This window comes from Aquimarina mytili (genome assembly GCF_016735115.1).
In the GTDB taxonomy this organism is placed as follows: Bacteria; Bacteroidota; Bacteroidia; order Flavobacteriales; family Flavobacteriaceae; genus Aquimarina; species Aquimarina mytili.
On the sequence record NZ_JAERQJ010000004.1, the window covers coordinates 21,439 to 47,644 of the forward strand.

General features: G+C 35.5%; 17 protein-coding genes. 12 read left to right on the forward strand and 5 right to left on the reverse strand.

Going from position 1 to position 26,206, the window contains the following annotated elements; all coding sequences use genetic code 11:
* Positions 1–59: 59 nt before the first annotated feature.
* The 3 genes from JJQ60_RS11265 to htpG form a co-directional block, all read right to left on the reverse strand.
* Positions 60–1,076, reverse strand: coding sequence for a response regulator transcription factor (locus JJQ60_RS11265; RefSeq protein ID WP_201919761.1), 1,017 nt, complete (start codon positions 1,074–1,076; stop codon positions 60–62).
* Positions 1,077–1,183: 107 nt separating this feature from the next.
* A complete protein-coding gene (locus JJQ60_RS11270; protein WP_201919764.1) occupies positions 1,184–1,798 on the reverse strand; it encodes a hypothetical protein in 615 nt (204 codons plus the stop codon).
* Positions 1,799–1,893: 95 nt separating this feature from the next.
* The gene (htpG, locus tag JJQ60_RS11275; protein ID WP_201920718.1) at positions 1,894–3,780 is read right to left on the reverse strand and encodes a molecular chaperone HtpG; all 1,887 of its coding nucleotides are present in this window, start codon (positions 3,778–3,780) and stop codon (positions 1,894–1,896) included.
* 257 nt (positions 3,781–4,037) lie between these two features.
* Between htpG and JJQ60_RS11280 the strand changes: the two genes are divergently transcribed.
* From JJQ60_RS11280 to JJQ60_RS11305, 6 genes are all read left to right on the forward strand, one after another.
* A complete protein-coding gene (locus JJQ60_RS11280; RefSeq protein WP_201919766.1) occupies positions 4,038–4,703 on the forward strand; it encodes a TetR family transcriptional regulator C-terminal domain-containing protein in 666 nt (221 codons plus the stop codon).
* Positions 4,704–4,751: 48 nt separating this feature from the next.
* The gene (locus tag JJQ60_RS11285; RefSeq protein WP_201919768.1) at positions 4,752–6,059 is read left to right on the forward strand and encodes an ABC1 kinase family protein; all 1,308 of its coding nucleotides are present in this window, start codon (positions 4,752–4,754) and stop codon (positions 6,057–6,059) included.
* Positions 6,060–6,495: 436 nt separating this feature from the next.
* A complete protein-coding gene (locus JJQ60_RS11290) occupies positions 6,496–8,550 on the forward strand; it encodes a tetratricopeptide repeat-containing sensor histidine kinase (RefSeq protein ID WP_201919770.1) in 2,055 nt (684 codons plus the stop codon).
* Complete coding sequence (locus tag JJQ60_RS11295; protein ID WP_201919772.1) at positions 8,543–9,175, forward strand: response regulator; 633 nt, start codon at positions 8,543–8,545, stop codon at positions 9,173–9,175. Before JJQ60_RS11290 ends, JJQ60_RS11295 begins: the two co-directional genes overlap by 8 nt.
* A gap of 334 nt (positions 9,176–9,509) precedes the next feature.
* Complete coding sequence (locus JJQ60_RS11300; RefSeq protein ID WP_201919774.1) at positions 9,510–9,764, forward strand: T9SS type A sorting domain-containing protein; 255 nt, start codon at positions 9,510–9,512, stop codon at positions 9,762–9,764.
* 241 nt (positions 9,765–10,005) lie between these two features.
* Positions 10,006–11,013 (forward strand): 3-oxoacyl-ACP synthase III family protein, encoded by a 1,008-nt coding sequence (locus tag JJQ60_RS11305; protein WP_201919776.1) that lies wholly within the window; start codon positions 10,006–10,008, stop codon positions 11,011–11,013.
* Between the two features lie 261 nt (positions 11,014–11,274).
* Here the strand turns inward: JJQ60_RS11305 and JJQ60_RS11310 are convergent, their stop codons facing one another.
* The gene (locus JJQ60_RS11310; protein WP_201919778.1) at positions 11,275–13,647 is read right to left on the reverse strand and encodes a TonB-dependent receptor domain-containing protein; all 2,373 of its coding nucleotides are present in this window, start codon (positions 13,645–13,647) and stop codon (positions 11,275–11,277) included.
* A 186-nt stretch (positions 13,648–13,833) separates the two neighbouring features.
* Positions 13,834–14,610 (reverse strand): DUF6261 family protein, encoded by a 777-nt coding sequence (locus JJQ60_RS11315; protein ID WP_201919781.1) that lies wholly within the window; start codon positions 14,608–14,610, stop codon positions 13,834–13,836.
* A gap of 537 nt (positions 14,611–15,147) precedes the next feature.
* Between JJQ60_RS11315 and JJQ60_RS11320 the strand changes: the two genes are divergently transcribed.
* The 6 genes from JJQ60_RS11320 to JJQ60_RS11345 all read left to right on the forward strand — a co-directional run bounded on the left by JJQ60_RS11320 (position 15,148) and on the right by JJQ60_RS11345 (position 26,204).
* Positions 15,148–15,390 carry a hypothetical protein gene (locus tag JJQ60_RS11320; protein WP_201919782.1) on the forward strand — a complete coding sequence of 81 codons (243 nt, stop codon included), beginning with the start codon at positions 15,148–15,150 and terminating at the stop codon, positions 15,388–15,390.
* 138 nt (positions 15,391–15,528) lie between these two features.
* Positions 15,529–15,795 (forward strand): hypothetical protein, encoded by a 267-nt coding sequence (locus JJQ60_RS11325; RefSeq protein ID WP_201919784.1) that lies wholly within the window; start codon positions 15,529–15,531, stop codon positions 15,793–15,795.
* 270 nt (positions 15,796–16,065) lie between these two features.
* A complete protein-coding gene (locus JJQ60_RS11330) occupies positions 16,066–19,944 on the forward strand; it encodes a SprB repeat-containing protein (protein WP_201919787.1) in 3,879 nt (1,292 codons plus the stop codon).
* Between the two features lie 48 nt (positions 19,945–19,992).
* Positions 19,993–24,024 (forward strand): DUF6443 domain-containing protein, encoded by a 4,032-nt coding sequence (locus tag JJQ60_RS11335; RefSeq protein WP_201919788.1) that lies wholly within the window; start codon positions 19,993–19,995, stop codon positions 24,022–24,024.
* Positions 24,025–24,026: 2 nt separating this feature from the next.
* Positions 24,027–24,560 (forward strand): hypothetical protein, encoded by a 534-nt coding sequence (locus JJQ60_RS11340; protein ID WP_201919790.1) that lies wholly within the window; start codon positions 24,027–24,029, stop codon positions 24,558–24,560.
* A 237-nt stretch (positions 24,561–24,797) separates the two neighbouring features.
* Entirely contained in the window at positions 24,798–26,204 is a 1,407-nt protein-coding gene (locus JJQ60_RS11345; RefSeq protein WP_201919792.1) for a papain fold toxin domain-containing protein, read from the forward strand.
* The last annotated feature ends 2 nt before the right edge of the window (positions 26,205–26,206 follow it).

Genomic DNA, 26,206 nt, shown 5'->3' on the forward strand with positions numbered 1-26,206 from the left:
TAAAAAGTTTCTATTCTTGTATTAGAAGGAATGAATATGGTACTAGTACCCATATGATTTTATTTTTTAAGAAGTAATTCTTTTCGTGTAGAGATGTTAAGTTTACTGTAAATGTTTGTGATATGAGTTTTTACGGTACTCAAACTAATGAATAACTCATTTGCAATTTCTTTGTTGCTTTTTCCTGATACAATAAGGTCTCTTATTTTTTCTTCTTGTTTACTTAATGCAGATTTGGTAGCATTCTTTCTTAATCTATTCTGATACTTAAAAATATAAAAGACCAATAAAACAATGATAAAAACAGCTATAGCATTTATCCAAAGACTAAAGTTGTATTTTTTTGTTGTAATTTCTTTAGTTACAAATGTGAGCTTATTTTCCAGGTATAGATAGAAATTAGGGTCGATATCGCTCGACTTTAACTCCTTCAAAAAGTCCAGATAATATTTCGGATTTGCCCTTATATCTTTTTCTAATAAATTTTGATCATCTAGTTTTTTAATGCCTATAAGTTTTACCAGTAGAATTTGCAAAGAATCTTTTACATATCCTTTAGTTTCAAGAAGGTATTGTTTTGGATCAAAATCATTGGTTAAATTTTCATATCTAGCCTCGAACTTTTTTAGTTTTTGCCATTCTAGATTGGCGTTGCTTGTCGTTTTATAATCTCCAAATACATTTTGTCCTTTATTAAAATAAATGGAGTCATTTTTTGATAGAATGAATAATTTGTAGTTTTTTATTTTATTCGAGATAATCGCTCTCTCTTCGGTTGAAATTGGATTAATATGTATTTTATAGATTCGATTTTTTGAAGTAAATAAATTTTGATCAAAAGCAAAGAAACCTTCTTTGGTCATTGGCACTGATGCGATAGTAGTAGCAGTATATGTCTCTGTATTTTCTTCAAAATGAACCTGACTTAGATGTACATTTTGTTCCCATTTTTCTGGATGTTCGATATTTACATAGCCCGAAACACCATGTTGCCCATATATTGTGATGTTAATTAAGAATAGAATTATAAATATAGGATATCGATTTCTCATCGTTCTGGGATATGGATAGCGCATACGAAGTTAAACGTTTTACCCTTTATATCAAAAGTGATAAAAAAACCGCTTCAACTGATCTTTTCAGTGAGGCGGTTTCATAAATGGTCTATCTGATAAAAAGAAAACTAATTACATTCTAACTGATTTGTATTCTGAAGTATATTATGTTTGTGCTTGTAACTTCTTAGTATCTTTTTGTCCGTTGGGAATTTATCATCTAAGCAATCATTAAAGTACTTTTTTATTATTTTGATACTTTTTTTCTTATCTCTATTTAATTTATCGAAAATTATTTCTTTTCCTTTTTTTGTATCATAAATAGCAAAATAGTCTCTTAAAAAATAGTTTTTACTCATCGAGTCCCCTGATGATTTCCATCTAGTAGTAATTCCTAGAGTATAATTCTCATTTTTTGCAACTATTCTAAATATGTAAGGTTTTTTACTATTTGTATCCAACGGAATATGTACTTCATCCCGGACAACAATTTTTTCGACTTCTACTTTTTTTATTTTTTTACTTTTTCTGTGAGAAGAAGGACCTACATGAATATCATCTTCCGGTGAGCCGAAATATACATGATTTTTATAACTAGTAATTTCCAAATCTGGATGAATGGATACCTTTTCTCCACTTTTTGTTAGAATATAATTTTCAGAATTCTGTGCTATACTATGTATAGAAAATATAAATAAAGCGACAACGATTAGATAATTGGTTTTGATAGGTGATTGATTCATAATTTTTTATTTGAGTTTTTGAAGAACATAAAAAATGCCCCACACAATGAGGTGAGGCAAAGTTGTTAATTTGTGGAAGAATATAGTAATAATCCTTACTTTATCATTTCAAAACTTCGTTTGATGAATGAAGTTAGTTCTTCACCTTTTAGTAAGTTTTGAGACAATCTGGCAAGATCCAAAGATTGTTTAATCAAGCGTTCTTTTTTCTTATCCGTTTTAGTACTTGCAATTTGCCCCACCAACTCATGGTTCGTGTTTACTATAAGATTGTACATCTCTGGCATATTACCCATTCCAAACATACCGCCACCACCAGTTTGCTGCATTTCTTTCATACGACGCATAAACTCAGGTTGTGTAATCATAAATGGTGACGCATTGCTATCCATTGCTTCTAATTGAATGGTATATTTTTCTGCAGGAATCACTTTTTCTAAATCAGATTTAAGAACATCTTTTTCTTCATCTGATAGTTTAGAAATAGTTTCTTCATCTTTTTTGATCAAATTATCAACATGATCTGCATCTACACGAGCAAAAGTTATGTTCTCTTTACTAGTTTCCAGTTTTTGAATCAAGTGAGAAACAATAGGAGAATCTAACAATAAAACTTCATACCCTTTATCTTTAGCTGCTGTAATGTATGCATGTTGCTCATCTTTATTAGAAGCATAAAGAACAACTAATTTATTATCCTTATCAGTTTGAGTATCTTTAATTTTTTCTTGTAATTCTTCAAATGTTAGATACGTACCATCTACAGTTGGATATAACGCAAACTTATCAGCTTTTTCGAAGAATTTTTCTTCAGATAACATTCCGTACTCAATCACAATTTTGATATCATTCCATTTCTGCTCAAAATCTTCTCGGTTGTTTTTGAACATAGAATTTAACTTATCGGCAACTTTACGTGTAATATAACTTGATATTTTCTTTACATTACCATCTGCCTGCAGATACGAACGTGAAACATTTAAAGGAATATCTGGAGAATCAATTACTCCACGCAGCATAGTCAGGAACTCTGGTACAATACCTTCTACATTATCGGTTACAAATACCTGGTTTTGATATAACTGAATTCTATCTTTCTGCATATTCATATCCTGACCCAGTCTTGGGAAATATAAAATTCCGGTTAGGTTGAAAGGATAATCAACGTTGAGGTGAATATTAAATAATGGTTCTTCAAATTGCATAGGGTACAATTCGCGATAAAAACCTTTATAATCCTCATCTTTTAGGTCTGTTGGTTGCTTTGTCCATGCTGGATTAGGATTATTAATAATATTGTCTACTTCTTGAGTAGGAGCCGGATCTTCTTCTTTTGCACCTTCTGGTTTTGGTAATGTTTCAGTTTTGGTTCCAAACTTAATAGGTACCGGCATAAACTTATTATACTTTACCAGTAATTCTCTAATTCTTGAATCTTCAAGAAATTCTACATCATCTTCTCCGATATGAAGAATAATTTCAGTTCCTCTTTCGGTTTTACTATGCTCTTCAAGACTATATGTAGGAGATCCATCGCAAATCCAATGTGCCGCTGGTTCATCTTTATAAGATTTTGTAATAATTTCAACTTTATTTGCTACCATAAAGGCAGAATAGAAACCAAGTCCAAAATGACCTATAATTCCAGAATCTTTGGCACTGTCTTTATATTTTTCAAGGAACTCTTCTGCACCAGAAAAAGCAACTTCGTTGATATATTTTTCAACCTCTTCTGCAGTCATACCAATCCCTTGATCAATAATACGTAATTGATTATTCTCTTTATCAATTTTTACTTCTATAAAAGGATTGCCATATTCTACCTTGGCTTCACCAATACTAGATAGATGTTTTAGCTTTAAAGTTGCATCGGTTGCATTAGAAATTAATTCTCGTAAGAAAATCTCATGATCAGAATACAAGAATTTTTTGATGAGTGGAAAAATGTTTTCTACGGATACATTAATATTTCCTGTTGTCATTGTATAAGGTTTTATATATGTGTCTTTTTTGAACTGTGTATAGTCAAAAAAAATACCAATACGAGTAATCTGCCAAACTGACATTTAACTATCTTTTTTCTGGCACTTAATTGTAATTTTTTGTCAAAAACTTAGACTAAAGATTGGGGAACAACAAATTTCATTTTTTCTGAAACAACTTTAACATTTGTTTTGTTTAAACTTTTTGTTAAAAAGTTAAACAATAATTATATTTACATGAATTAATTAATTACAACATGGCATCTGCAAATAAAAAACAAACGATTAATGATCAATATATAATCTCTAAGTATATGAATTATGTACTGGAGCATGATGCATATCCTAAATCTGTATATAAGTTTTGTAAAGACAATAAGATAAAAGAAGAAGAATTCTATACATTTTTTGGTAGTCTTGATAGTATGGATAAGAGTATTTGGAATGCTTTCTTTATTACGGCGGTAGATGCAATGAATAGAAATAAAGAGTATGCTAGTTTTTCAACCAGAGATAAGATGTTGACACTCTATTATACACTTTTTGAAGTGCTTACTTTAAATAGAAGCTATGTTCTTTTTGCCTTAAAACGATATGATATTCCGTTTAAAAACCTAAATCAATTAAGAGGTTTTCGTACTCATATCAAAAATTTTGCTAAAGAATTAATAGAGATTGACAATGATGAAAAGATGTTTAAGATTACTAAAAATCCAATATCTGTATTTTCTGAAGGTGCATGGCTACAATTTTTGTTTCTCTTAAATTTTTGGGTTGGAGATGAATCTGCAGGTTTTGAAAAAACTGATGTAGCCATAGAAAAATCAGTACATACGATTTTTGACCTTTTTGATAACACGCCATTGAATAATGTGTTGGATTTTGGGAAATTTCTATGGAATGAAAAAGTTAGATGGAATTAATGTAAGGAATGTAATAAACATTAGACTTCTTAAAACATATATAAGATAATGAAAACAATAGATAAAATACCCACCAGTAAATTAGGTCGTACAGCAGAGCTTGTAAAGACCGGTGTAAAAGTGGGTGGTAATTATCTAAAGTATTATAGTAAAAAGGCCGTTAACCCTGATTTGACTAAAGATCAATTAAATGAAGATAATGCATCAGATATCTATGATGGATTAAAAAATTTAAAGGGTAGCGCGCTTAAGGTAGCACAAATGCTTTCTATGGAAAAAAACATATTGCCAAATGCATATGTAGAAAGATTTTCTTTAGCGCAATTTAGTGTTCCACCGTTATCAGCACCACTAGTTAGAAAAACATTTAAAAAATATCACGGAAAATATCCCGAAGAATTATATGATACGTTTGCAACTCAATCTGTAAATGCTGCGAGTATCGGTCAGGTGCACAAAGCAGTTAAAGATGGGAAAAAACTTGCTGTGAAAATTCAATATCCTGGAGTTGCAAACAGTATAAGTTCTGATTTGGCGATGGTTAAGCCCATCGCCATCAGAATGTTTAATCTTAAAGGAAAAGATTCTGAAAAATATTTCAAGGAAGTTGAAGGAAAGTTGTTGGAAGAAACGGATTATGTACTTGAAGTTAAACAAAGTAAAGAAATAACAGATGCTTGTATAAATATACCTCATCTAAAATTCCCAAAGTATTACGAAACACTATCTAGTGAGCGAATTATTACTATGGATTGGATGGATGGTGTGCATCTTAGCGAGTTTACAAAACAAAATACAAATCAAAAAAAAGCAAATAAAATAGGACAAGCACTCTGGGATTTTTATATGTATCAGATGCATGTTTTAAAAGCTGTACATGCTGATCCCCATCCTGGCAATTTTATGGTGGATAAGGATGATAATCTTATAGCGATCGATTTTGGGTGTGTAAAAAAAGTGCCGTTAGAATTCTATACTCCTTATTTTGAGTTAGCCGAGAAAAAAAATATAGATGATTCACGTTTTTTTGCCCAAAAAATGTTCCAGTTGGAAATACTCCGAGAGGATGATACCCCCGAAGAAAATAGATTCTTCTCGGAGCTTTTCCACGAGATGCTAAGTCTTTTTACAAGACCTTTTAACGAAGAAATTTTTGATTTTGCTGATGAAGAGTTTTGGGGAAAAATAACAGAGTTAAGTGAGAAATACTCAAAGAATACAGAGCTAAGAAAGATGAATGGTAACAGAGGTAGTAAACACTTTCTGTATATCAATAGAACCTTTTTTGGCTTATATAATTTGTTACATGATTTGAAAGCAACAATACATGTAAAAAATTATGAAAAGTACCTATAGTCAGTCGCCCGACTGACTTGGTTTGTTTATTTATTGGTTAGGTTGTTAGAAAGATGCGCTGTGGTTGGCGCATCTTTCGCATTTTAGTGAGGCTCTATTTTTACAAGCAAAGCGCAGTAAAAATAGTTAGCCGAACTAATCCCGTTGTCTAACGGGATCTGTTTGAGTTTATGAGGAGTTTTCTAGTATCCGAAACGCAGAGAACATAGTTAGCCGAACTAATCCCGTTGCAGACTAGAGAAGCATATGTAGAATAGCATATGGATTTTCCGACATGCAAAACAAAATAACAGGCTAAAAAAACGTGAAACTAAGAGAGAATGTGGGTTTAAATGAACTTTGATGTTGTAAGAATAATCTTCAGAATAAAAAACGGATACATCATTTTCAAAAAATACATTTATCATTATCTTCACGACTAGAAATTCCCCCTAATATGTTAAAAGGCAAAATATATATATGTATTGTTGCAGTAACACTTCATTTTTATAGTTTTTCGCAAGAAAACGAAGGAGTTACAAGGTTGGTTGACAAGGTTGAAAATACTTCAGGAGAAATAGAGAAACTCTATCTATTGGATTCGTTATCGAAGACCATAGCACTAATAAAGTCTACTGACTTTGATTTTTATAAAAAAAATTATGCCAAATACGTATTGCAGTATATCGATCTAGCACAGACACTGGATAGTATTGATTTAGCTGCCTTTCAAACCTCAAAACTTACAGATCATTATTTAAAAGTAGTGCGTAGACCTGATTCTGCTCGAATTATTGTAAATACTATTTTGAAAGATAGCGGCAAAATTAAAAAGAAGAGCAATCTGGGTAATTTATATGCCAGTCAAGGGTTTGTTAATTTTCAAATAGCCGATTTAGAAAAAGCTATTATAGATTTTAGAAAAGCAGAAAAAATATTAAGTAAAACAAAGGATACCCTTAGCACTTCAAAGGTGATTTATTACACGGGGCATACGCATCAAAGATTAGGGGATTTAACCAATGCTATATTGAGATACCAACAAGTAAATGATTTATTTGTGCAGCTTCGCGATACTACGTACATGGCATTTAATAAGATTAATATTTCTTATATTTTTAGTCAATTGTCTTTGTTCGATGAAGCTATGAGAGCAAGAAAGGAAGCTAGAAGTTTGCTCACCAGTCAAAAGAACCCAAATAATTCTGCCTTATCACAAATAAGCGTAATGGATTATAGAGATCTGGTTAAGCAAAAAAAGTATGATGATGCCGAAACATCACTGTTAAAAGCATTAGAATTTTCTAAAAAAGGCTCAAGCTACAAAAGCGATATGTTTACAAGGGCATATCTTTCTGTTTTTTATTCGAAGTACAAAAATCAACCAGAAATTGCCAGAAAATATATAGATACCATAGAGCAAGATGCAGATTTTAGGAATGGTCCTGATGGTCAAATAGTATACTTAGATATTATGGCCGAATTAGAAATGGCCAGGGGTCGATACAAAGAAGCGATTCCTTTTTTGAAACAGAAACGAGAGGCTTTTTTAAAAATGAATGATGTACAGTCGCAGTTAGATGTAGAAGAATGTTTATATAAATCGTATAAAGAAATTAATAAACTTTCTGAAGCTAATGCCCATCTCGAAAAATATATGCTTCTCAAAGATTCTCTGTATAACATAAAGAGATCAAATAGTGTCATTTATTATCAAACTCTCTATGAAACAGAAAAAAGAGAAAATAAAATTGCAGCGCAAAAAGCCAGTATCGAAATCTTAGAAGCTAAAGATGAAGCAAAGAAAAATCTGATGATTTTTGGAGGGATTGGTTTAAGTTTACTTTTTTTAAGCATTTATTTATATAGAAATAGGATTTTCTTAATGCGAAATAAAAAATTACAACAATCATTTTTACAAGAATTACTTCAAACTCAAGAACGTGTAAGCAAACGAATTTCTAAGGATTTACACGATAGTGTGGGTCAAAGTTTGCTTTTGATTAAAAATAGAGTGTTAAAAAATAAAGATGATAAAACTGCAACTGTCGTTGATGGTGTTATAGATGAGGTGCGTGAAATATCCAGGACGTTGCATCCGTTTAAATTAGAAGAATTGGGGCTTACTGTAACATTGCAAAGTAGTGTGGAGAAGATCGACGAAAACTATGATATTTTTATTTCTGCAGAAATTGATGATATCGACAAAGTTTTTGATCAAGAACGAGAAATTAATATTTATAGATTGGTTCAAGAAAGTTTTAATAATATTCTTAAACATTCTAATGCCAGATCTGCAGAGATTATAGTACGTAATAAGGATCAGGATATAGAGATTGTTATTAAAGATAATGGTAAAGGATTTGATGTTTCTAAAGAGAAAATGGCTGCATCCAAAATTGGCTTAAAAACCTTGGCAGAACGATCAAAATTTTTGAAAGCTAGTTTTAATATACTTTCGGAAATTGATAAGGGGACAACATTGATTTTTAATATTCCGAAGCATGCTTAAACCTAATATACTTATTGCAGATGATCACCCTTTGTTACTAAAGGGACTTGAAGATTTTTTAAAAGAGAAGAAGTATAATATTATTGCTTCATGTACCGATGGACTTTCGGCATATAATACCATTGTTAAAGAAAAACCAGATATAGCAATTTTAGATATTGAAATGCCTAATATGACTGGGATCGATATTGCCAAAAAATGCAAAAGACATCAAATCAATACTAAAATTGTTTTAATCACGCTACACAAAGAAAAAAAGATATTCGAAGATGCTGTGAAGTATAACATTCAAGGGTATTTATTAAAAGAATTTGCACTAACCGAGATAGAAGCCTGCATTGCAGATGTCTGCCAGGGCAAGTCTTATTTTAGTGAAAAAATATATAAACGATTCTCGCATACAACAGGAGATACTACAAGTATAGAAAACCTTACTCCATCAGAGATAAAAATCTTGAGGCTTATTGCCGACGAAATGACGAGTACCCAAATAGCAGATTTTTTAAGCATATCGACCAGAACTGTCGAAAAACATCGTGCTAATATCATCAGGAAACTTCATATAGATCAAAAACCTAACTCGCTTCTTATTTGGTCTCAAAAAAATAAAGAGCTGCTACTTTAGTGCGAGTTTAATTTGAAATCAACTTTTTCTAAACTTGATTACTTCCTTCTCCCTCTGGGAGAAGGCTAGGATGAGGGTTTTTCATAATGGTCACCTTCACCTTAATCCTCTCCCAGAGGGAGGGGAAACACAACATAAATATGTTTAGTATTAGGGACTTAACCAGATGTTAACTTTAAATTATTATCAAGCCCGAAATACCATAAAACACCTCTTTTTCAACCATCTTTTTTGAATAATTACGTAGGGTTACGTATGTTTTGGTGGGTATTGATTGGATATATTTGTGTATATCAAAATTCATAATCAATCATTAAAGAACATGTTATAGGAGATGATGAGCGGAGTAGAAAGGAAAGTGTTTTCGATATATCAAAATCCAAGAGAAGGAGAAGTCTACATAGATTTTAATGATCATATCGCGACATCGTCCTATGAAGTTTTGAATACCGAGGGGCTAATTCTTGCAGAGAAAAATAATCCAGGGATTAGAAATACAATTTCTTTAAAAAATTACAAGAAAGGCGTATACACGGTTAAGGTAAAAAGTAAAAATAAAATATTAGTTAAAAATTTTCTGAAACTCTAAGTTTTAGGAAGATTGGGGGAAAAGAGGCTGCAAGTCAAATATTTGCAGCCTTTTTTAGTATACACGATTTGATCGCCTATTTAATAAAGGCATATTTAACCTGAAATTCTAAGGTTAAGAACTATTATGCATGCATACAATATCATTGAAGTTTCTTTTATCAAGATTGTAAGAATACATATATTGTGCGGCAGTTTTTAATGAATTATAGAATAACGCACAATACACAATAATTAGATATATGTATACTTCAAAAATATCAGGTTTAGGATATTATGTTCCCGAAAATGTGGTAACCAATGATGATCTTTCTAAAGTAATGGACACTAACGATGCCTGGATTCAAGAACGAACGGGTATAAAAGAAAGACGCCATATCAAAAAAGGAGATGGTAACAGTACTTCAATTATGGGAGTAAAGGCTGCCGAAATCGCATTAGAAAGGGCCAATTTAACGACCGATGATATTGATTTTATTGTTTTTGCAACCCTAAGCCCGGATATGTACTTTCCTGGAGGAGGAGTACGAGTTCAGGATATGATGAATATGAGTACAGTTCCAGCATTAGATGTACGAAATCAATGTAGTGGATTTGTGTATGCTATATCGGTTGCAGATCAGTTTGTCAAAACCGGCATGTATAAAAATGTTTTAGTCATCGGAAGCGAAAACCATAGTGGAGGTTTAGATATGACCACTCGAGGTAGAGGTGTTTCGGTTATTTTTGGAGATGGTGCAGGAGCCGCTGTAGTAACAAGAAGCGAAGAGAAGGGGAGTGGTATTTTATCTACTCATTTACATAGTGAAGGAGCGCATGCTAAAGAATTATCTTTAGAAGGACCAAGTACAGAACATTGGGTGCCAGAAATTATTGCCGAAAACCCACAAGAAGACATACCTTATTATCCTTATATGAACGGACAGTTTGTATTTAAAAATGCAGTAGTTCGTTTTTCTGAAGTAATTAACGAAGGTCTGCAAGCAAATAATCTGAGTGCTGCTGATATTGATATGTTAATCCCACATCAGGCAAACCTAAGAATCTCGCAATTTGTACAAAAACAGTTTCAGTTATCTGATGACCAGGTGTACAATAATATTCAGAAATATGGTAACACTACGGCAGCTTCTATTCCTATTGCACTAACAGAGGCTTGGGAAGCTGGTAAGATAAAAAAAGGTGACTTAGTTGTTCTTGCTGCATTTGGAAGTGGATTTACCTGGGGAAGTGCAATAATACGATGGTAACAGTATAAAATGAAAAACGCGAAGTGAGTACTTCGCGTTTTGTATATAAAAAATTCGGTTATTATTTTTTAAAGGCTAATTCAAATAAATCATAACCATGACTGTACTATAATAAACGTCGCAAATTGTGAAGTGTTACAGCTTTCACTGATTTTTTACAATTATTTAACTTTATAAAGTTTTTTGCGTATTTCGTATTAAATTTAACCAATATATTGATTATTTTTTAATGAATTAACATTTTTTTTACGAAAAATTTAGTTAAAGTAATCCGCCACCTGACTTTTCGTTAGCATCTCTTCGTTTTCTGGACACTTTTCTGTTTTTTCCGCTTCCGAAACGGTATGAAAACCCTAAATAAACGGTTTGAGTTTCTCCTTGAAACCTTCCGTTTTGAGGGAAAGGAGAATCCCCATCAAATCTAAATCGTTGAGTATTAAAGATATCATTAAAATTAATGCTCGCGGTTCCTTTTCCTTCAAGAAAGTTGTATCGGGCTCCTGTATTTATAAAATAGAATGGTTTCATGTCAAATTGAATTCCTTTTTGTTTGCCGCGATAAAAACCAAATATCTGAAAGGTTAAGTCTTTAGTTGCTTTAAAATTATTATTTATTCTAAAGTTATAAATTACAGCATCAACTTCTCTAGAAACGTTTTCTACTACTCCTTTTACAGTTTGCCCATATAAATCAAAACTTGCATTAAAATTCCACCATTTGGTCGGTCTATAATTGCTGGAGAGTTCGATTCCGTATGCAGAATTGTTATCAAAGTTATCAAAGGTTAGTATTTGTCCTTCTTCAACATTCGGGTTCTCAATTAAGGTAAGGTTTATTTCATCATTGATTAGACGATAAAATACCCCTCCGGTGATTGATCCACCTTCTATTTTTCGGGTATAATTTGCTTCAATAGAATTAGTAAACTGCGGATCTAATGATGGATTTCCTATAGAAATAATTCTTGGTGTACTCCATTCTCTAATAGGGTTTACTTGATTTAATCCTGGGCGGTCTACTCTTCGGCTATAGCTTAATTGGTAGGTGCTTTTTTCTGCGGGGGTATATGTGACATAGGCAGATGGATACGCTGTTAAAATTTCATCTTCAAATATTTTTTCTCCATTAAAAATTGCATCAACTTGATAACTTTCTAATCGTACTCCAGCTTGATATGACCATTTTTCATTATTTTTTCCGTAGGTGGCATATAAAGAATGGATGTCACGATCATACGTATATTCTGAATCTGGAAAAAGTGTAGATTGATAAATGTTATCTGTTCTTCTTAATCTTGTTTCATACCCTAACTCTAATTTGGCTTTTTCAGAAATAGGGTTTACATAGTCCAGGTTGATGGTTGTATTCTGTCTTTCGTTATCGATAAGGTCGTTATAGTTGGTAAAAGAACCATCTCCACCACTAAAATTGAATTGATCATCATTGTCTCCTTCAAAAACATTATAATCTATTTCGAGTTCTATGTTGTGCCCTTCTTTTTTAAAATCGTGCTTATAGTCAATGTTATAGGTTGACCCCAGATTCTCACTGTCACTTATAAGGTTCTGCGTGAGATCGTTTTGATCATTATTTAAAAAGATGATGTCTGTAGTACCATCAACTAACCCATCGAATAGATTCTGATTTGTATATATTGATATTGTATTTTGATCGTTGATGTAATAATCGAACCCAACTTTAAATAAGTGTGATTTGTTATTGTCTAAAAAACTAAAATTAGTTAGATAATTTTGGTCTTCTCTTAGTACAAAACCAGCATTAAGGTTTTTTGCGGCATTAGCACCATAATTACCATAAACGTTCACCTTTCCGGTTCTGTAATTTAGATCTATAGAGCTATTAAAACGAGCATTTTTATCAAAGTTTACTCCAGTATTTATGTTACCATTAAACCCTATATTACTGTTTTTGTGTAACACAATATTAATAATCCCGCTCATACCTTCTGGGTTGTATTTTGCAGAAGGATTAGTGATCAATTCGATTTTTTTGATCGAAGTAGACGGGATTTGTTTTAACAATTGAGAGGCACTCATATTTGTAGGTTTACCATCGATAAGAATACGTACGTTTTCGTTCCCTCTAAGGGCGATATTACCATCCTGATCAACGTTAATCGATGGGATATTATTCATAATTTCTGCTGCAGTACCCCCGGTAGTAGTAAGGTCTTTTCCAACGTTGATTACTTTGCGGTCTATTTTTTGCTCAATAGTAGTACGCTCTGCAACAACGGTTACATCATCCAATGCTTCTGCACTTTCTTCTAAAGCCACGGTTCCGACATCGATATCCTTACTCTTTCTTGAGATTTCTATGGGTTGCGAGTGTGTAGTGTACCCAATAAATTGAACTTTAAAAGTGTAGTTCCCTTTTGGAATATCAGTAATTAAAAAATCACCATTTTCTGTACTTATTCCACCACTAATAATTTTATTAGCTCCATCTGCAATTACAATAGTGGCATAGGGGATGGGTTGTTTAAGATTTTTGTCAATTACTTTTCCTTTTATGGTCCCTACAATAGCTTCGTTGCTTGGCTGGGCACTACTTAGTAAAAAAATTGAAAATAGAAATAGAAAAGCAAATGCTTTTTGATTGATTGATTTCATTTGGATGTTTGTTTGATTGATAAAGGTTTGGTACCTAACAGATACCCATAATGTAACACGGTGATTAGGCGTGTATATAGTACTAGACGACCATACTTGATATCTGTTACACTTTATGTGGATTTTAACAATAACTAGTTCTAAAAAAATGGTAACGATTTTTTAGAACTAGTTAAGTCTATCATACTATTCTCCCTGGTTGGGATCAAAATCATCATTTAGATCTTGATCAATTTCTGTTCTACCATTATTTAGCCGACGTTCTACCGATATATTGTATTGCTCAGTCAAGGCATTAAGATTACCAATATAGATTTCAAATTGTGCGATCCCTTTGGTTTTGGCATGAATAAAAATCCAATCCAATAACTCTCTTAAAGCTGCCGTAGTTTGTTTTCGTAACTCGGTAATACTAAGCTCGGTTTGTGACTGTTGTTGCTCTTTGATGCGTTTTTTAAAAACAGTATCAAATCCCTGGTGCGCTTTTACCATTTGGCTATAGTGTTTACCTTGATTTAAGGATTTAACTGCGGTGCTTAGTTGTGTGTCACCCTCAATTTCCTCAATAATTTCATCCATAACTCCACCTTGTTGATTATAGGCCATATCATAGATATCTTTACCATGTTTGCTAAACACTTTATACACCATGTTGGCTTGATTACGATCCTGCTCATCATCAGAAAAATCAGCAATCAATTTGATGCTACGTTGCACTAATTTTAATCCATTATCTCTTTGGCGATCAAGCATGGCTAATTCTGGAGTAAGAATACTACCTCGATTTTTCTTATACACCGCTCTAAAAGCATTATACTCTGATACAAGTTTGTCGGCGTATATACTTAACCCCATGGTATCCAAGTCGTGCTCTTGACTTAATTCTATGACGGTACGGGTGTATTTGGAGAATTCTCCATTTTTAAAGCTTTTTAATTGTGGTACTACTAATAAATTATTCATATTCTATAGGTTTTAATTATTATTTAGAATGATTATGTAATCGGGAAAAATGCCCCGGGTTTTCCGGGAGGTTTTCCCAAAGTGGGAAAGTCGTCCCGGAAAATCCGGCAACATATTCCTATGCAAGAATATGGTCCTGGGATTTCAGGCTACATATTCTAGTAAGGGATACTATTTACCCAAAAACCGAAGACATTTTTCCTCAAAAACGATGCAATGATAGTATATGCTAGTTTCATTTTTTGAAACTGGGAATTTTTTTTGAAGAATTTTGAATTGATCTTTTTCTAAGATTTTTGACTTTTTTACTGCTCAAAAAATAAGTCATAATCCCATAAAGTTTTATAAAAGATGAAGGTGAGATGATTGAAACCATTTGTTAGTTTGATATTACGTTAGCCTAATGTTTTTGCTACTTTATATTCAAAAATAGGGTTATCCTTTATGGAATAATTACCCGATTTTTATCAATTCCGACTTATAGTTCTTGTTTTCATAGAAGGAGCTCCACTACTTTTGACCAAACAAAAATTAGGAATGAAACATTTTGGATACAACAAAAAAAGTAAGTTCATCACTGATGTTATTTTGGCCCTTCAAATAAAACTAGATGAGTTCATGTATAATTTAGTACATCAACAACCTTATGAAGTAATAGTATACATATGGATTCATAAACTCTATATAAAAGGAAAATCAACAGATGATGCTACAAAACTTATTTATAAAGCAAAGAACATACTATTATCAAACTGGAAGTATAATTTGAGTAGTGTCTAAATGTTCTTTTTTTAAAGATTTTGTGTATGTATAATCCCTAAGCAACAAAATAGTATATAACAAAATCATACTAACGTAGATATCCCCGTCATAACCACAATTAAACAATACGTATAAATAAACTAAAAGTGAAAAATTATGACTTTTATCCGACAACTAGAATGTATAGAGAGAATAGATCAATTGATTCGACTTCAAGCGACAGGGCCTTCTAATGTGTTAGCCTTGAGATTAGGGATTTCAAAAACTACATTATACCGAATACTAAATATCATGAAAGAATTGGATGCACCCATTGAGTATAATGTAGGGATACAAAGCTTTGTTTATGAAGAAGAAGTTGGATTCAAATTTGGCTTTTATACAAAAGACATACAAATACATAAAATTAGATCAGTAGCGTGATGAAAATTTTAACATTTAAATTTTCTCAGTCCCGAAAAATGAAACTGGGATGTGTTAGTATTGCACTGTGAAACTAAAAAACAGTAAAGAAACGATGAGGAAAACCGTAAAATTTGAGAAAAAGTATCACTTTTTTGTGTTGTTGAACTAAGATATTCAGCCTCTTAACGAAAAGTTAAAAATAGAGGGGTATTTTCCCCTCTTGCGAATTAAAAATTAGTGGTAGTTTTGCCGCTTTGTTACAAAAAAACCTCAAAATAAATCAATGATATGAACTATTCAATAGTGCGCTATGTGTGTCTAGCACTTAGCATATTCTGTTTACAAACTACAATAGCCCAAGAGGGCTTTTACGGGGGCTATGGTCCGGCTATAACGGCGGCTCCCACGGCGGCTAAAGCCGCTAAAGCCAGCGGATCGAGTGTAGATCTTAGTACCGGGGCCATACAACATGCCCTGCCGATCTACACCATCAAACAAAATGGCGTGAGCTGGCCAGTAGGGCTGCAATACCGTTATACCGGTCTTCAGGTGATGGAAGCCCCTTCACCTATTGGACTGGGATGGAGCCTTGTGGCTACCGGGATGATTTCTCGCGAGGTACGAGGCCTTCCGGATGATCACCCTAAAGGCTATCATGGCTTAGAACATATAAGACAAACCATATTGGATCCCTATTATCATTTTGATCCTAACAACAGCCCGGGTACTGGGGGTAAACAAGTGCTCAAAGAGCACCATGCCTACCTACTGGCCAATGGGCTTATCGATGGGGAACCAGATTTATTTACCGTCAATGCGGGTGCCTTAAATTTCTCGTTTAAGATCGGGATTAACGGGCAACCGGTATTGTTATCCCATCATAATGTAGAGGTCAACTTTGGGTGGGATCAGATCGAAGTGATCGATGCTGAAGGGGTGAAATATATCTTTGCCGCCAAAGAGATCTTTGATCCTTATGAGCCTGATTTAGGGGTTATCCCCATAACAGAAGGCGACTATTATACCTACCCGCGTAGTTGGTATTTAAGCAGTATCCAACCGCCTAATACCACCCAGCAAATCACCTTTGAGTATCAAAACCAAACCGATAGAAGAAAAGCGTTTGTGCCTAAGGTATATTCATTAAAATCCTTATCCTCAGAATTTTTATTTGATCAGAATTTTGAAGGGGATGATCCAAAGACCGATCCCTATGTGTATCCACATGTGCGTATGGATGTGGATATTACCACCCCCATACTGACCAAAATCAATTTTGCAGAAGGGTCTTTAGATTTTACTATAAAACCGGGGACTTCAGGAATATACCACCAGTATAACCGTATTACTCTTAACGATTATAATCATACTGTCATTAACAGTTATGATTTGTATACCCAGCGATCACGACGATTGCTGACCGAGATCAAAAAGAATGATCAGTTAGAAGTTCGATTTGATTATTATGATCAAGACAACTCTTATGCCTTACCAGATTATGATTTTGATAAAGAAGAAATTACCTCTGGGATGGATAAATGGGGGTATTATGCAGGTAGGCAAGTATCGTCGAGTGATACAGATGCTGTGATACGGGATTATCCTTATTTTAAAGGAACGGTGCAAGGTGCCTTACAAACGATGACCAGTAAAAGTGGTGGACAAATTACGATAGTCTATGAATTGAATTCGTATGCTCAAGGCTATGGAGGGATTCGAGTACAAAGCATTGAAAGCTGTGGAGGAACCACAAGTGCATGCACCAAAAAAGAATACGACTACAGTACAGAAGAGTTAGGCTCTAGTGCCCAGATCAATTCTGTGGTTCGCAATACAAACAATGCCGATTATGTAGGCCCTGCTAAACCGATTTATTATGCACAGGTGAGTGAGCGTGTGGTATCCTCAGATCCCAATGAAGAGATTCATAACGGACGTACGGTCTATACCTTTGAAGATCCCAAGGTGTTTGAGAATGCAGAGAATTCTGGTAATGATGTACTTCATAACCTTGCACCAAGAGGTGAAGTAGAAGGAGGTATTCGAATTAAATCGGTGCGTACCTATAAAGATATTGATGGTACTCCACAACCTACAGAACAACTACTTACCGAACAACGCTATGAGTATGTGCCGGTACAGATGGATAGAGATACCTTCGGAAATTCTTTAGATCCTAATTATCCCTATGCCGTTAAAGTACGTTCTATAAAAGGTGTAAAACGTGAGTTGAACTTAAGGGAATTTATCCGTAGAGAATTAGAACGAAACGGTAGCGAACTTCTTCCGTATTTGCATCAGTTGATTCCTGGGTTTCGTGAAGTGTATGAAGAAGGTACCCAAGTAGCTTATGAGGAATGGGCCAGAGAAGCGATGAATAAAGTGGGTCTGGTGCAAGGGTTTTCCTTTGATAAATATATCCTTGCTGTAGGAGATCAGGATGCTGATGCCTGGATGAAGCAATACGAAATAGAAACCTATAAAGAAACCAACACCCAGCCGTTACAAAAACGAGTGATCAGCAGAACCTATTCTGATATCGATCCTACGCAGTATTCAGAAAATACGACAGCATATGTATATGATCAGTATCACCAAATGACAGGGCAGACTCAAACCAACTCTAAAGGAGAGGTGCAACAGTCAAGCTATTACTATCCGTATCATCCCGATATCAATAATACCCATCTGATGAGCGCCCATCGTATGGCCTCACCAGTAAAGACAGAGACCTTTATCGGGCCTAAAAAACAAGCTACAGCAGTGGTGAATTTTAATACAACCACCAGTGGGTACTATTTACCTTCTATCATACAAGGTGCTAAAGAAGGGGCACCGCTAAAAGATCAAACGATCTATCATAAATACGATGCTAAAGGAAATGCTTTAGAAATCTCCCAGGGGAAAGGCCCACATACGGTCTATATCTGGGGGTATAATGATTTGTATCCCATCGCCAAGGTTGGTAATGCCACCTATGATCAGGTAGCGGCATATGTAGCTGATCTTAAAGCCAAGTCTAATGCCGATACCGATCGTACACTGGGCTATACAGGGGCAGAGGGTGCCTTGCGACAAGCTTTGGATGCCTTACGGGATGCCTTGCCTAATGCCATAGTGACCACCTATACTTATGATCCACTTATTGGCCTGACCAGTACCACCGATCCAAGAGGATATACTACCTATACCGAGTATGATGGTCTGTATCGTTTACTGCATACCCGGGATGAAGAGCATAATATTATAGGTAAATACTATTATAACGATAGTGGAATACAATATGATCCTATAGTCGCCAGTATCATATCTGATAAAAACTGGATGTATACGAGTACCACCTTACAGATTACATCTGAAGCTAGCGGAGGCTCTTCCCGATTTGCATACAGCTGGAAGCTTACCAAACCTGGTATGGCACCAGAGTATTTTACAGGAACTAACCTTACCCTGCATGCAGGGACCACCGAAGGAATGGCAACCATAGAACTCACTATTACTGATACCATTACCAGTAAAACCAAAGTGGTAAACAAGTCGATTAGTATTTATCCACCGCTTTCGGGATCGGCTGGTCAGATTTCAAGACCTGCGAATCTTACGGTTAACAATACCGCTTCGTTTAACATTACTCCAAGTGGGGGGTCAGGAAGCTATACCTATAGCTGGACCATCAGTGGACGTGCGGGGACCTATACCAGCAGCCAAAAATCCTTCGGGCTGTATATGAACTATACCTATTATGGCAATGTAAACATCCAATGTGTAGTGCGTGATACCAAGACCGGAGATACAGAGACGCTAACTACCACCATGAATGTATACGATGGTTTTTGGACGGCTTCTATAAACACCAGGCGTCATAGTTCACCTACGGGAACCAAAAAATTAGAACTATTAGCCAAAGCAGGCAGTGGTTCTGGTAACTACAGCTACAAATGGTATGTCAACGGAAACTATAAGGGAAGCTCATCGAGTTTGTTTATTACCCTAAGATGTAGTGGTCCAAGATCAGAGAGCGTAAAATGTATTATCACCGATAATATTACCGGAAAAGCGCCTTATAGTACCCGAACCTTTAGTATAGGGGACTCAGAATGTAGTAGCTCTGGCGGCGGTGGCGGTGGAGGTGGAATCGGGATCTCACAACCTGATAACAACCAATAACCCCAAACCCGCTACAAGATGAAACAAAGAGATAAAAAACACAGTTTGATGAATACGATATTCAAAACCATAATATATACCATAGGACTGCTGCTTAGCATAAGCACTACCTATGGCCAGGGATTAGTCCCGTCTGAAGATCAGAACTATGTCATGGCAGTACAGGCACAAGCGCCTTTTACTACAGCCAATGCCTTAGAGACGGCTCCCGAAGATCAAAAAATCCAAACCATCACCTATTATGATGGATTGGGTAGAGCGATACAGCAAAATGCAATCAATGCCTCGACAAATAATAACGATATTATTTCTCATATCGAGTATGATGGTTTGGGTAGACAGACCAAACAATACCTGCCTTTTGAAGCGACAGGAGTACCGGGGAGTTACAGAGAAGTGAATATCCACCAGGATATTAACGCCTATTACCAAAACAAATATCCTGATGATTTTGCAGGAGTAGCGCTAGAAGATGTCAATGCCTATAGCGAGACCATCCTTGAGGCCTCCCCTTTAAATCGTGTAGAAGAACAAGCGGCACCGGGAAAGAACTGGAAGTATACCCGTCATAAAGATCCGGTATATGCCAGTTTCCCAACCGATATCAGCTATGTAAAGAACTGGAGTGCCTCAGAGGTGTTGGATCCGTTTCCGCCGGCATATAGTGCTGTTGATTTGGATAATGTAGTGGCCATAAATATAAACAATGCAGAACTGAAAGTGATTATATGGGCGAAGCCAGCATTAGGGATCGAGGTATTGTCTACAGGAAAACTTCGAAAAATAGAAGTCTATCCTGAGATCGAATATGCAGATCTGGGGCAGTTGACCGATGTGAACGATATCCCCGTAGATTATACCGCTAGTATCGAGAACAATTACCTGGTGATTACCCCAACCAGTGGTACTCCAAGACCACTAACCAATGGAGTAAAATTACAAAGCACCCATGATCTTAGCCACATACAATATATCAAAGAATATAACCGCTATGTGACCAATGAGCACACCGTAAAATCAGCCTATGGTCTTAACAAAGCCAATGAAGTATTGCGTTTTGATGTAGCCATTACCAATGGTATCCCAACGGTAGTGCCTAATGGCAGCTACGGAGCAGGAGAGCTGAGCAAAAGTATCGTTAAAAACGAAAACTGGACTCCAGCCGATGGGCATAAAAAAACCGCTGAGAGTTTTACCGATAAAAATGGTAGAGTAGTTTTAACCAGAAGTTATAATAATGGAGAGGCTATAGATACGTATAATGTTTACGATGACTATGGTAATCTTACTTTTGTGATCCCCCCAAAGGTCGATACTACAGACGGAGTATCGAACACTGAGCTTGCCGAAGTGTGTTATCAGTACCGATACGACGAGCGTAATCGTTTGATTGAAAAGAAAGACCCGGGCAAAGGATGGGAGTATATCGTATATAACGAGCTCGACCAACCGGTATTGACCCAGGATGAACTAATGAAGGCTAAGGACCAGTGGTTATTTACGAAGTACGATGGATTGGGTAGAAGTACCTATACCGGGATGTATACCGATACCCGAGATCGACCTACACTACAACAAGAGGTAAATACGCTTACTACCCTATGGGAGGAGCGAGGCACCGCAACCGATATCGCAGGGACTACGGTGTATTATAGCAATGTGGCGTTTCCAACAGCTAATATCCAGCTGTATACCATTAGTTATTATGGTGATTATAATGTTGATCTTCCGGCTGAGTTTAACAACCCCGGAATAGTCTTTGGTGAGCCAATAACCAATCGAACCAAAACTCTACCCACGGTAGGCAAAGTACGCATATTAGGCACCAACGATTGGACCACTACGGTATCGTATTACGATAAAAAAGCACGACCAATCTATGCAGCCAGCAAAAATGAGTATCTTAGTACCATAGATATCTTAGAAACTCAATTAGACTTTGTAGGCAAAGTGATCCAAAGTACCACCACTCATACCAAAGGCAGTAATGCAGCGATCATTATAACCGATAGGTTTACCTATGATCATATGGGTAGGGTACTTACCCATACCCAACAGATCAATGATCAGCCTGTAGAAGTAATCGCGAGTAATGAGTATGACAACCTTGGGCAATTGGTGGCCAAAAATGTAGGGGGTGGCCTGCAACATGTAGACTACAAACATAACATACGCGGTTGGTTAACCGCGATTAATGATGGGGATACGGCTAATGGAGATCTATTTGGGTATAAAATGGAGTATACGACTACTCAAAACCCATTATATAATGGAAATATCGCCAAAACCTCATGGAAATCGGCTAATGATCATCTAGAGCGAAGTTATACCTATACCTATGACGCACTAGATCGTTTAACAAGTGCGATCAGTAATGACGGGAGGTACGACTTAAGTAGTATTACATATGATACTATGGGGAATATCTTGACCCTGGATCGAAAAGGACATATAGATACAAATGCTACCACCTTTGGACAGATGGATAAACTATCGTATATCTATGAAGGGACTGGGCATAAATTACTAAGCGTCTCTGACGCTGGTAATACCACCTTTGGGTTTAAGGATGGTAATACCATAGGCAATGATTATGCCTATGATGACAATGGTAGTATCACGGCTGATAAAAACAAAGGGATTATGGATATACACTATAATCACCTGGATCTGCCGGTAGAAATCGTTTTTGATAGCATTACACCAAAAAAGATCAGTTATATTTATGATGCTACTGGTACTAAGGTTAAGAAGATTCTTAATGATAATGGTACCATTACTACGACCGAATACGCCGCAGCACAATATAAAAACGGAGAACTGGAGTTTATGGGCCAACCTGAAGGGTATATAGAAAAAGAAAGTACCTCGAGCGGAGCCGAAAGGTACAGGTACATATACCAATACGCCGACCACTTAGGTAATATTAGACTCTCGTATTCTGATAAAAACGATGACGGTGCCGTTACCCAAGACGAGATTATAGAAGAATCGAATTATTATCCTTTCGGATTAAAGCACAAAGGATATAATAGTATGATCAATGGGCGTTCGCACCAATATAAATATAACAACACAGAACTTGAAGAAGGACTAGGATTAAATTGGTATGAAATGCCTCTTAGATCCTTTGATCCTACCATAGCACGATGGAATCGTGTCGATCCTGTTACTCACCACGGTCTATCTACCTATAATGCCTTTGATAATAACCCGATCTATTATGCTGACCCTAGCGGAGGGAATAGTAGTACTATAAAAGAAGGAAGATGGATGAGTGCCAGAGAATATAGGTTAGATAGTAATGCAGGAGCAAGAGTAAGTTATAATTGGGAAAATAAAAGATATGAAGATAGTAATGGAGAAGAAGTTTCGTATGAAGATGCTTTAGCAAGTATAGCTAATCCAAATGATTTTATAAGAATTAATACAGAAACTCTAAGAGCTGAAGTTTTTGCAGATGATAATGACTATGATACTTTAGAAATAGATGGCGTTTTAAGTTCTGCAGAAAAGGGAACTACATTAGAAAGATTAAAAGCTGAAGGTTTTTTAATTAGAAATATTGAAGGGGTTGGAATGGGAGCCGTAGATGGTGCTATTTTAACACTTACAGGAGAAGCTGCATTTGCCTGGGCTTTAAGAAGCCTTAGAGGTGTATGGGCAAGTATAGTGGCAAAAGGATCAAAAAAAGGTATTGATGATGTTTCAGCTGCTGTACTAACGAGAGCAGAACAGGCAGCTATTCAAGGGTCTGGAACAACTGGCATGAGTAGCCAAATTTTATCTTGGGGAAAAAATGCAAAAGGTCATTTAATAAAACATGCTGATGCATTAGGATTTGGAGGAAACACCCCTCAACAGCTCCAAAAAATGTTACCACAATTACGATCAGCAGCAAATCAACTTTTAAATAATGCAAACCCTGCTTTAACGCGTATTGGTCAATGGCACCAACATTCTAATGCAATAATGCGTATTAGTAATGGAAAGATGTTGGTAACCCAAGCAGACGGTACTTTCATCACCGTTATTAACAAAACCTCTAACAATTGGTATCAACTTGCAAACCCTTTATAAATATGAATAGTTTTAAAGAATTAATAGATAAAGAAATCAAAAGGTTATTTCTTGTTGTCTGGCCTCCATTAGGTGAAGAAAAAGAATTAGACATTGATATATCTTTTGGGTTTGTTTTTCCTCAAAACCCGGACCGCTTATGTATTATCACCACTGATAAAGATGATATGTGGACTCCTTGTCTCCGTTTTGAAGGGATGCCCACAAAGGTATATTCTTGGTCATCTTTTGCATCCAGAATGAATGCCTGGATGAAGTCAGAATGTGAAAGTGATTTAGAGATGGAATATTATGAAGTGACAGACGTTCAGGAGTTCAGCAATATAATTGTTTCTAAAATACAATCTATTGAATTTATTGGATTAGAGAATAATCCTGAACCGTTCGGAGTAAAGGTTATGTTTGATAATGATTATATTCTTTCAACTCCAATATCAGATGGAAATACGGTTGAGACCTCTCAATTTAATAGGAATGATAATCTTTTAAATTTTGAGCGCATGGGGATTTTAGAGGTTAAACCCTTGGAATCATGATCCTAGAGAAAGCTCCCCAGCTAGCTCTCGAATGCATAAAGGCTAGTGCTCGAGGCTGTCGGGTACCGTTTAGGCTTGGTGGGAATGCGTAAGAAGATAAAAACCCCCGCTGGGTTATAGTATGTGCTAGTGCTCGTTTGTAACGAGTACCGAGCATGAGTAAGAAAAGAAGATAGCCACAACACTGTAAAAAGTGTTGTGGTTTAAAAAGTTCATTGAAATAGAGTAAAGTGTAGTTTGCTGCCAAAAAAGATCCTGAACGATAGTGGTACCATCACCACTGCCGAATACGCTGCAGCACAATATAAAAATGGAGTATTAGAATTTATAGGGCAACCTGAAGGGTATATAGAACCTTCAAATGCTGGGTATCAGTATGTTTATCAGTTCACTGATCATCTTGGAAATATACGACTCTCCTATAGCGATAAAGATGGTAACGGTACTATTACTACAGATGAAATCGTAGAAGAATCGAATTATTACCCATTTGGGCTGCAACAAAAAGGATATAACTCCACCGTTAATGGGAGATCGCACCAATACAAATATAACAATACCGAGCTTGAAGAAGGCCTGGGTCTAAACTGGTACGAGATGCCGTTACGTAGCTATGATCCAACCATTGCTAGATGGAATAGACAAGACCCTGTAGTACACCATGGCTTATCCACCTATAATGCGTTTGATAATAACCCCATTTATTATGCCGATCCTAGCGGAGCTGATAGTGCTAGCCCATGGAATCGAGATAATAGAGAAAATACCCTAGATAGTGGGGCCCGTGGTAGTTTTGGGTTTAGTAGTGTTGTAGGGAGTACCGGTGGAGCTCGTTACAATAGCTATACAGGACAATACGAAGATCGATTAGGTAGAGCAGTATCTTATAGTGATGCATTAGCTTCTCTAGGTTTAAAAGATAATAACCGTAATAGCGGTTTGTCAGGGTTAGCGATGTTAAATGCAGCGTTAGCCCCTTATGGACTTTCTGCTTCTGCTAATACGAATAAGAAAGAAAAATGGGAAGCTATTGTAGAAGATACATATCAAGAATTTGGTGAAGAATGGGGTAATTGGGATAATATTGATTGTTGTGGAGATACCGTAAGTGGCGCATTAAAAGGTGTTGGAGATGGTTTGATTGATTTAACTGTAACTTTTAATCCTTTTTTACTTACGGCTGATGTTGTAACACAAGGATTTACTGGAAAAGAATTATTCCCTGGTATGGAGGTTAGTCAAGAAGAAACAGGCGGGTATTTTGCAGGAATTTTTCTTTTTGCTTTATTAGAACCTTCTCCTGGAGGGGAAATGAATGGCATAAAATCAATAATTGCAAAAATCACTAAAAAACATGGCCTTTTCAAATGCGTACAATGTGCAGACGAAGTAGTAAGAGCACTTAAAAGTAAAGGAATAAGAGGGGAAATATTGGAAGTTACCACAAATGGAAATAGAGGTATGGCCGCCAATATTTGGAGTGATTTGATGCAAACAAATATATCTACTAATGGTCGACATCGAGCAGTTATGATAAATGATATGGTTTTCGATAATGTACATAAAAACGGAATAAAATATAGTGAATGGGTGAAAGATTTATTTTCACCAACAGGATACAAAATAACTAAAACACCTTTTTAATA

Coding starts and splice junctions, on each gene's coding strand:
- JJQ60_RS11305 (WP_201919776.1), top strand. CDS start 10,006: ATGTATACTTCAAAAATATCAGGTTTAGGATATTATGTTCCCGAAAAT.
- JJQ60_RS11295 (WP_201919772.1), top strand. CDS start 8,543: ATGCTTAAACCTAATATACTTATTGCAGATGATCACCCTTTGTTACTA.
- JJQ60_RS11315 (WP_201919781.1), bottom strand. CDS start 14,610: ATGAATAATTTATTAGTAGTACCACAATTAAAAAGCTTTAAAAATGGA.
- JJQ60_RS11265 (WP_201919761.1), bottom strand. CDS start 1,076: ATGCGCTATCCATATCCCAGAACGATGAGAAATCGATATCCTATATTT.
- JJQ60_RS11330 (WP_201919787.1), top strand. CDS start 16,066: ATGAACTATTCAATAGTGCGCTATGTGTGTCTAGCACTTAGCATATTC.
- JJQ60_RS11320 (WP_201919782.1), top strand. CDS start 15,148: ATGAAACATTTTGGATACAACAAAAAAAGTAAGTTCATCACTGATGTT.
- htpG (WP_201920718.1), bottom strand. CDS start 3,780: ATGACAACAGGAAATATTAATGTATCCGTAGAAAACATTTTTCCACTC.
- JJQ60_RS11310 (WP_201919778.1), bottom strand. CDS start 13,647: ATGAAATCAATCAATCAAAAAGCATTTGCTTTTCTATTTCTATTTTCA.
- JJQ60_RS11300 (WP_201919774.1), top strand. CDS start 9,510: ATGATGAGCGGAGTAGAAAGGAAAGTGTTTTCGATATATCAAAATCCA.
- JJQ60_RS11285 (WP_201919768.1), top strand. CDS start 4,752: ATGAAAACAATAGATAAAATACCCACCAGTAAATTAGGTCGTACAGCA.
- JJQ60_RS11335 (WP_201919788.1), top strand. CDS start 19,993: ATGAATACGATATTCAAAACCATAATATATACCATAGGACTGCTGCTT.
- JJQ60_RS11340 (WP_201919790.1), top strand. CDS start 24,027: ATGAATAGTTTTAAAGAATTAATAGATAAAGAAATCAAAAGGTTATTT.
- JJQ60_RS11280 (WP_201919766.1), top strand. CDS start 4,038: ATGGCATCTGCAAATAAAAAACAAACGATTAATGATCAATATATAATC.
- JJQ60_RS11270 (WP_201919764.1), bottom strand. CDS start 1,798: ATGAATCAATCACCTATCAAAACCAATTATCTAATCGTTGTCGCTTTA.
- JJQ60_RS11325 (WP_201919784.1), top strand. CDS start 15,529: ATGACTTTTATCCGACAACTAGAATGTATAGAGAGAATAGATCAATTG.
- JJQ60_RS11290 (WP_201919770.1), top strand. CDS start 6,496: ATGTTAAAAGGCAAAATATATATATGTATTGTTGCAGTAACACTTCAT.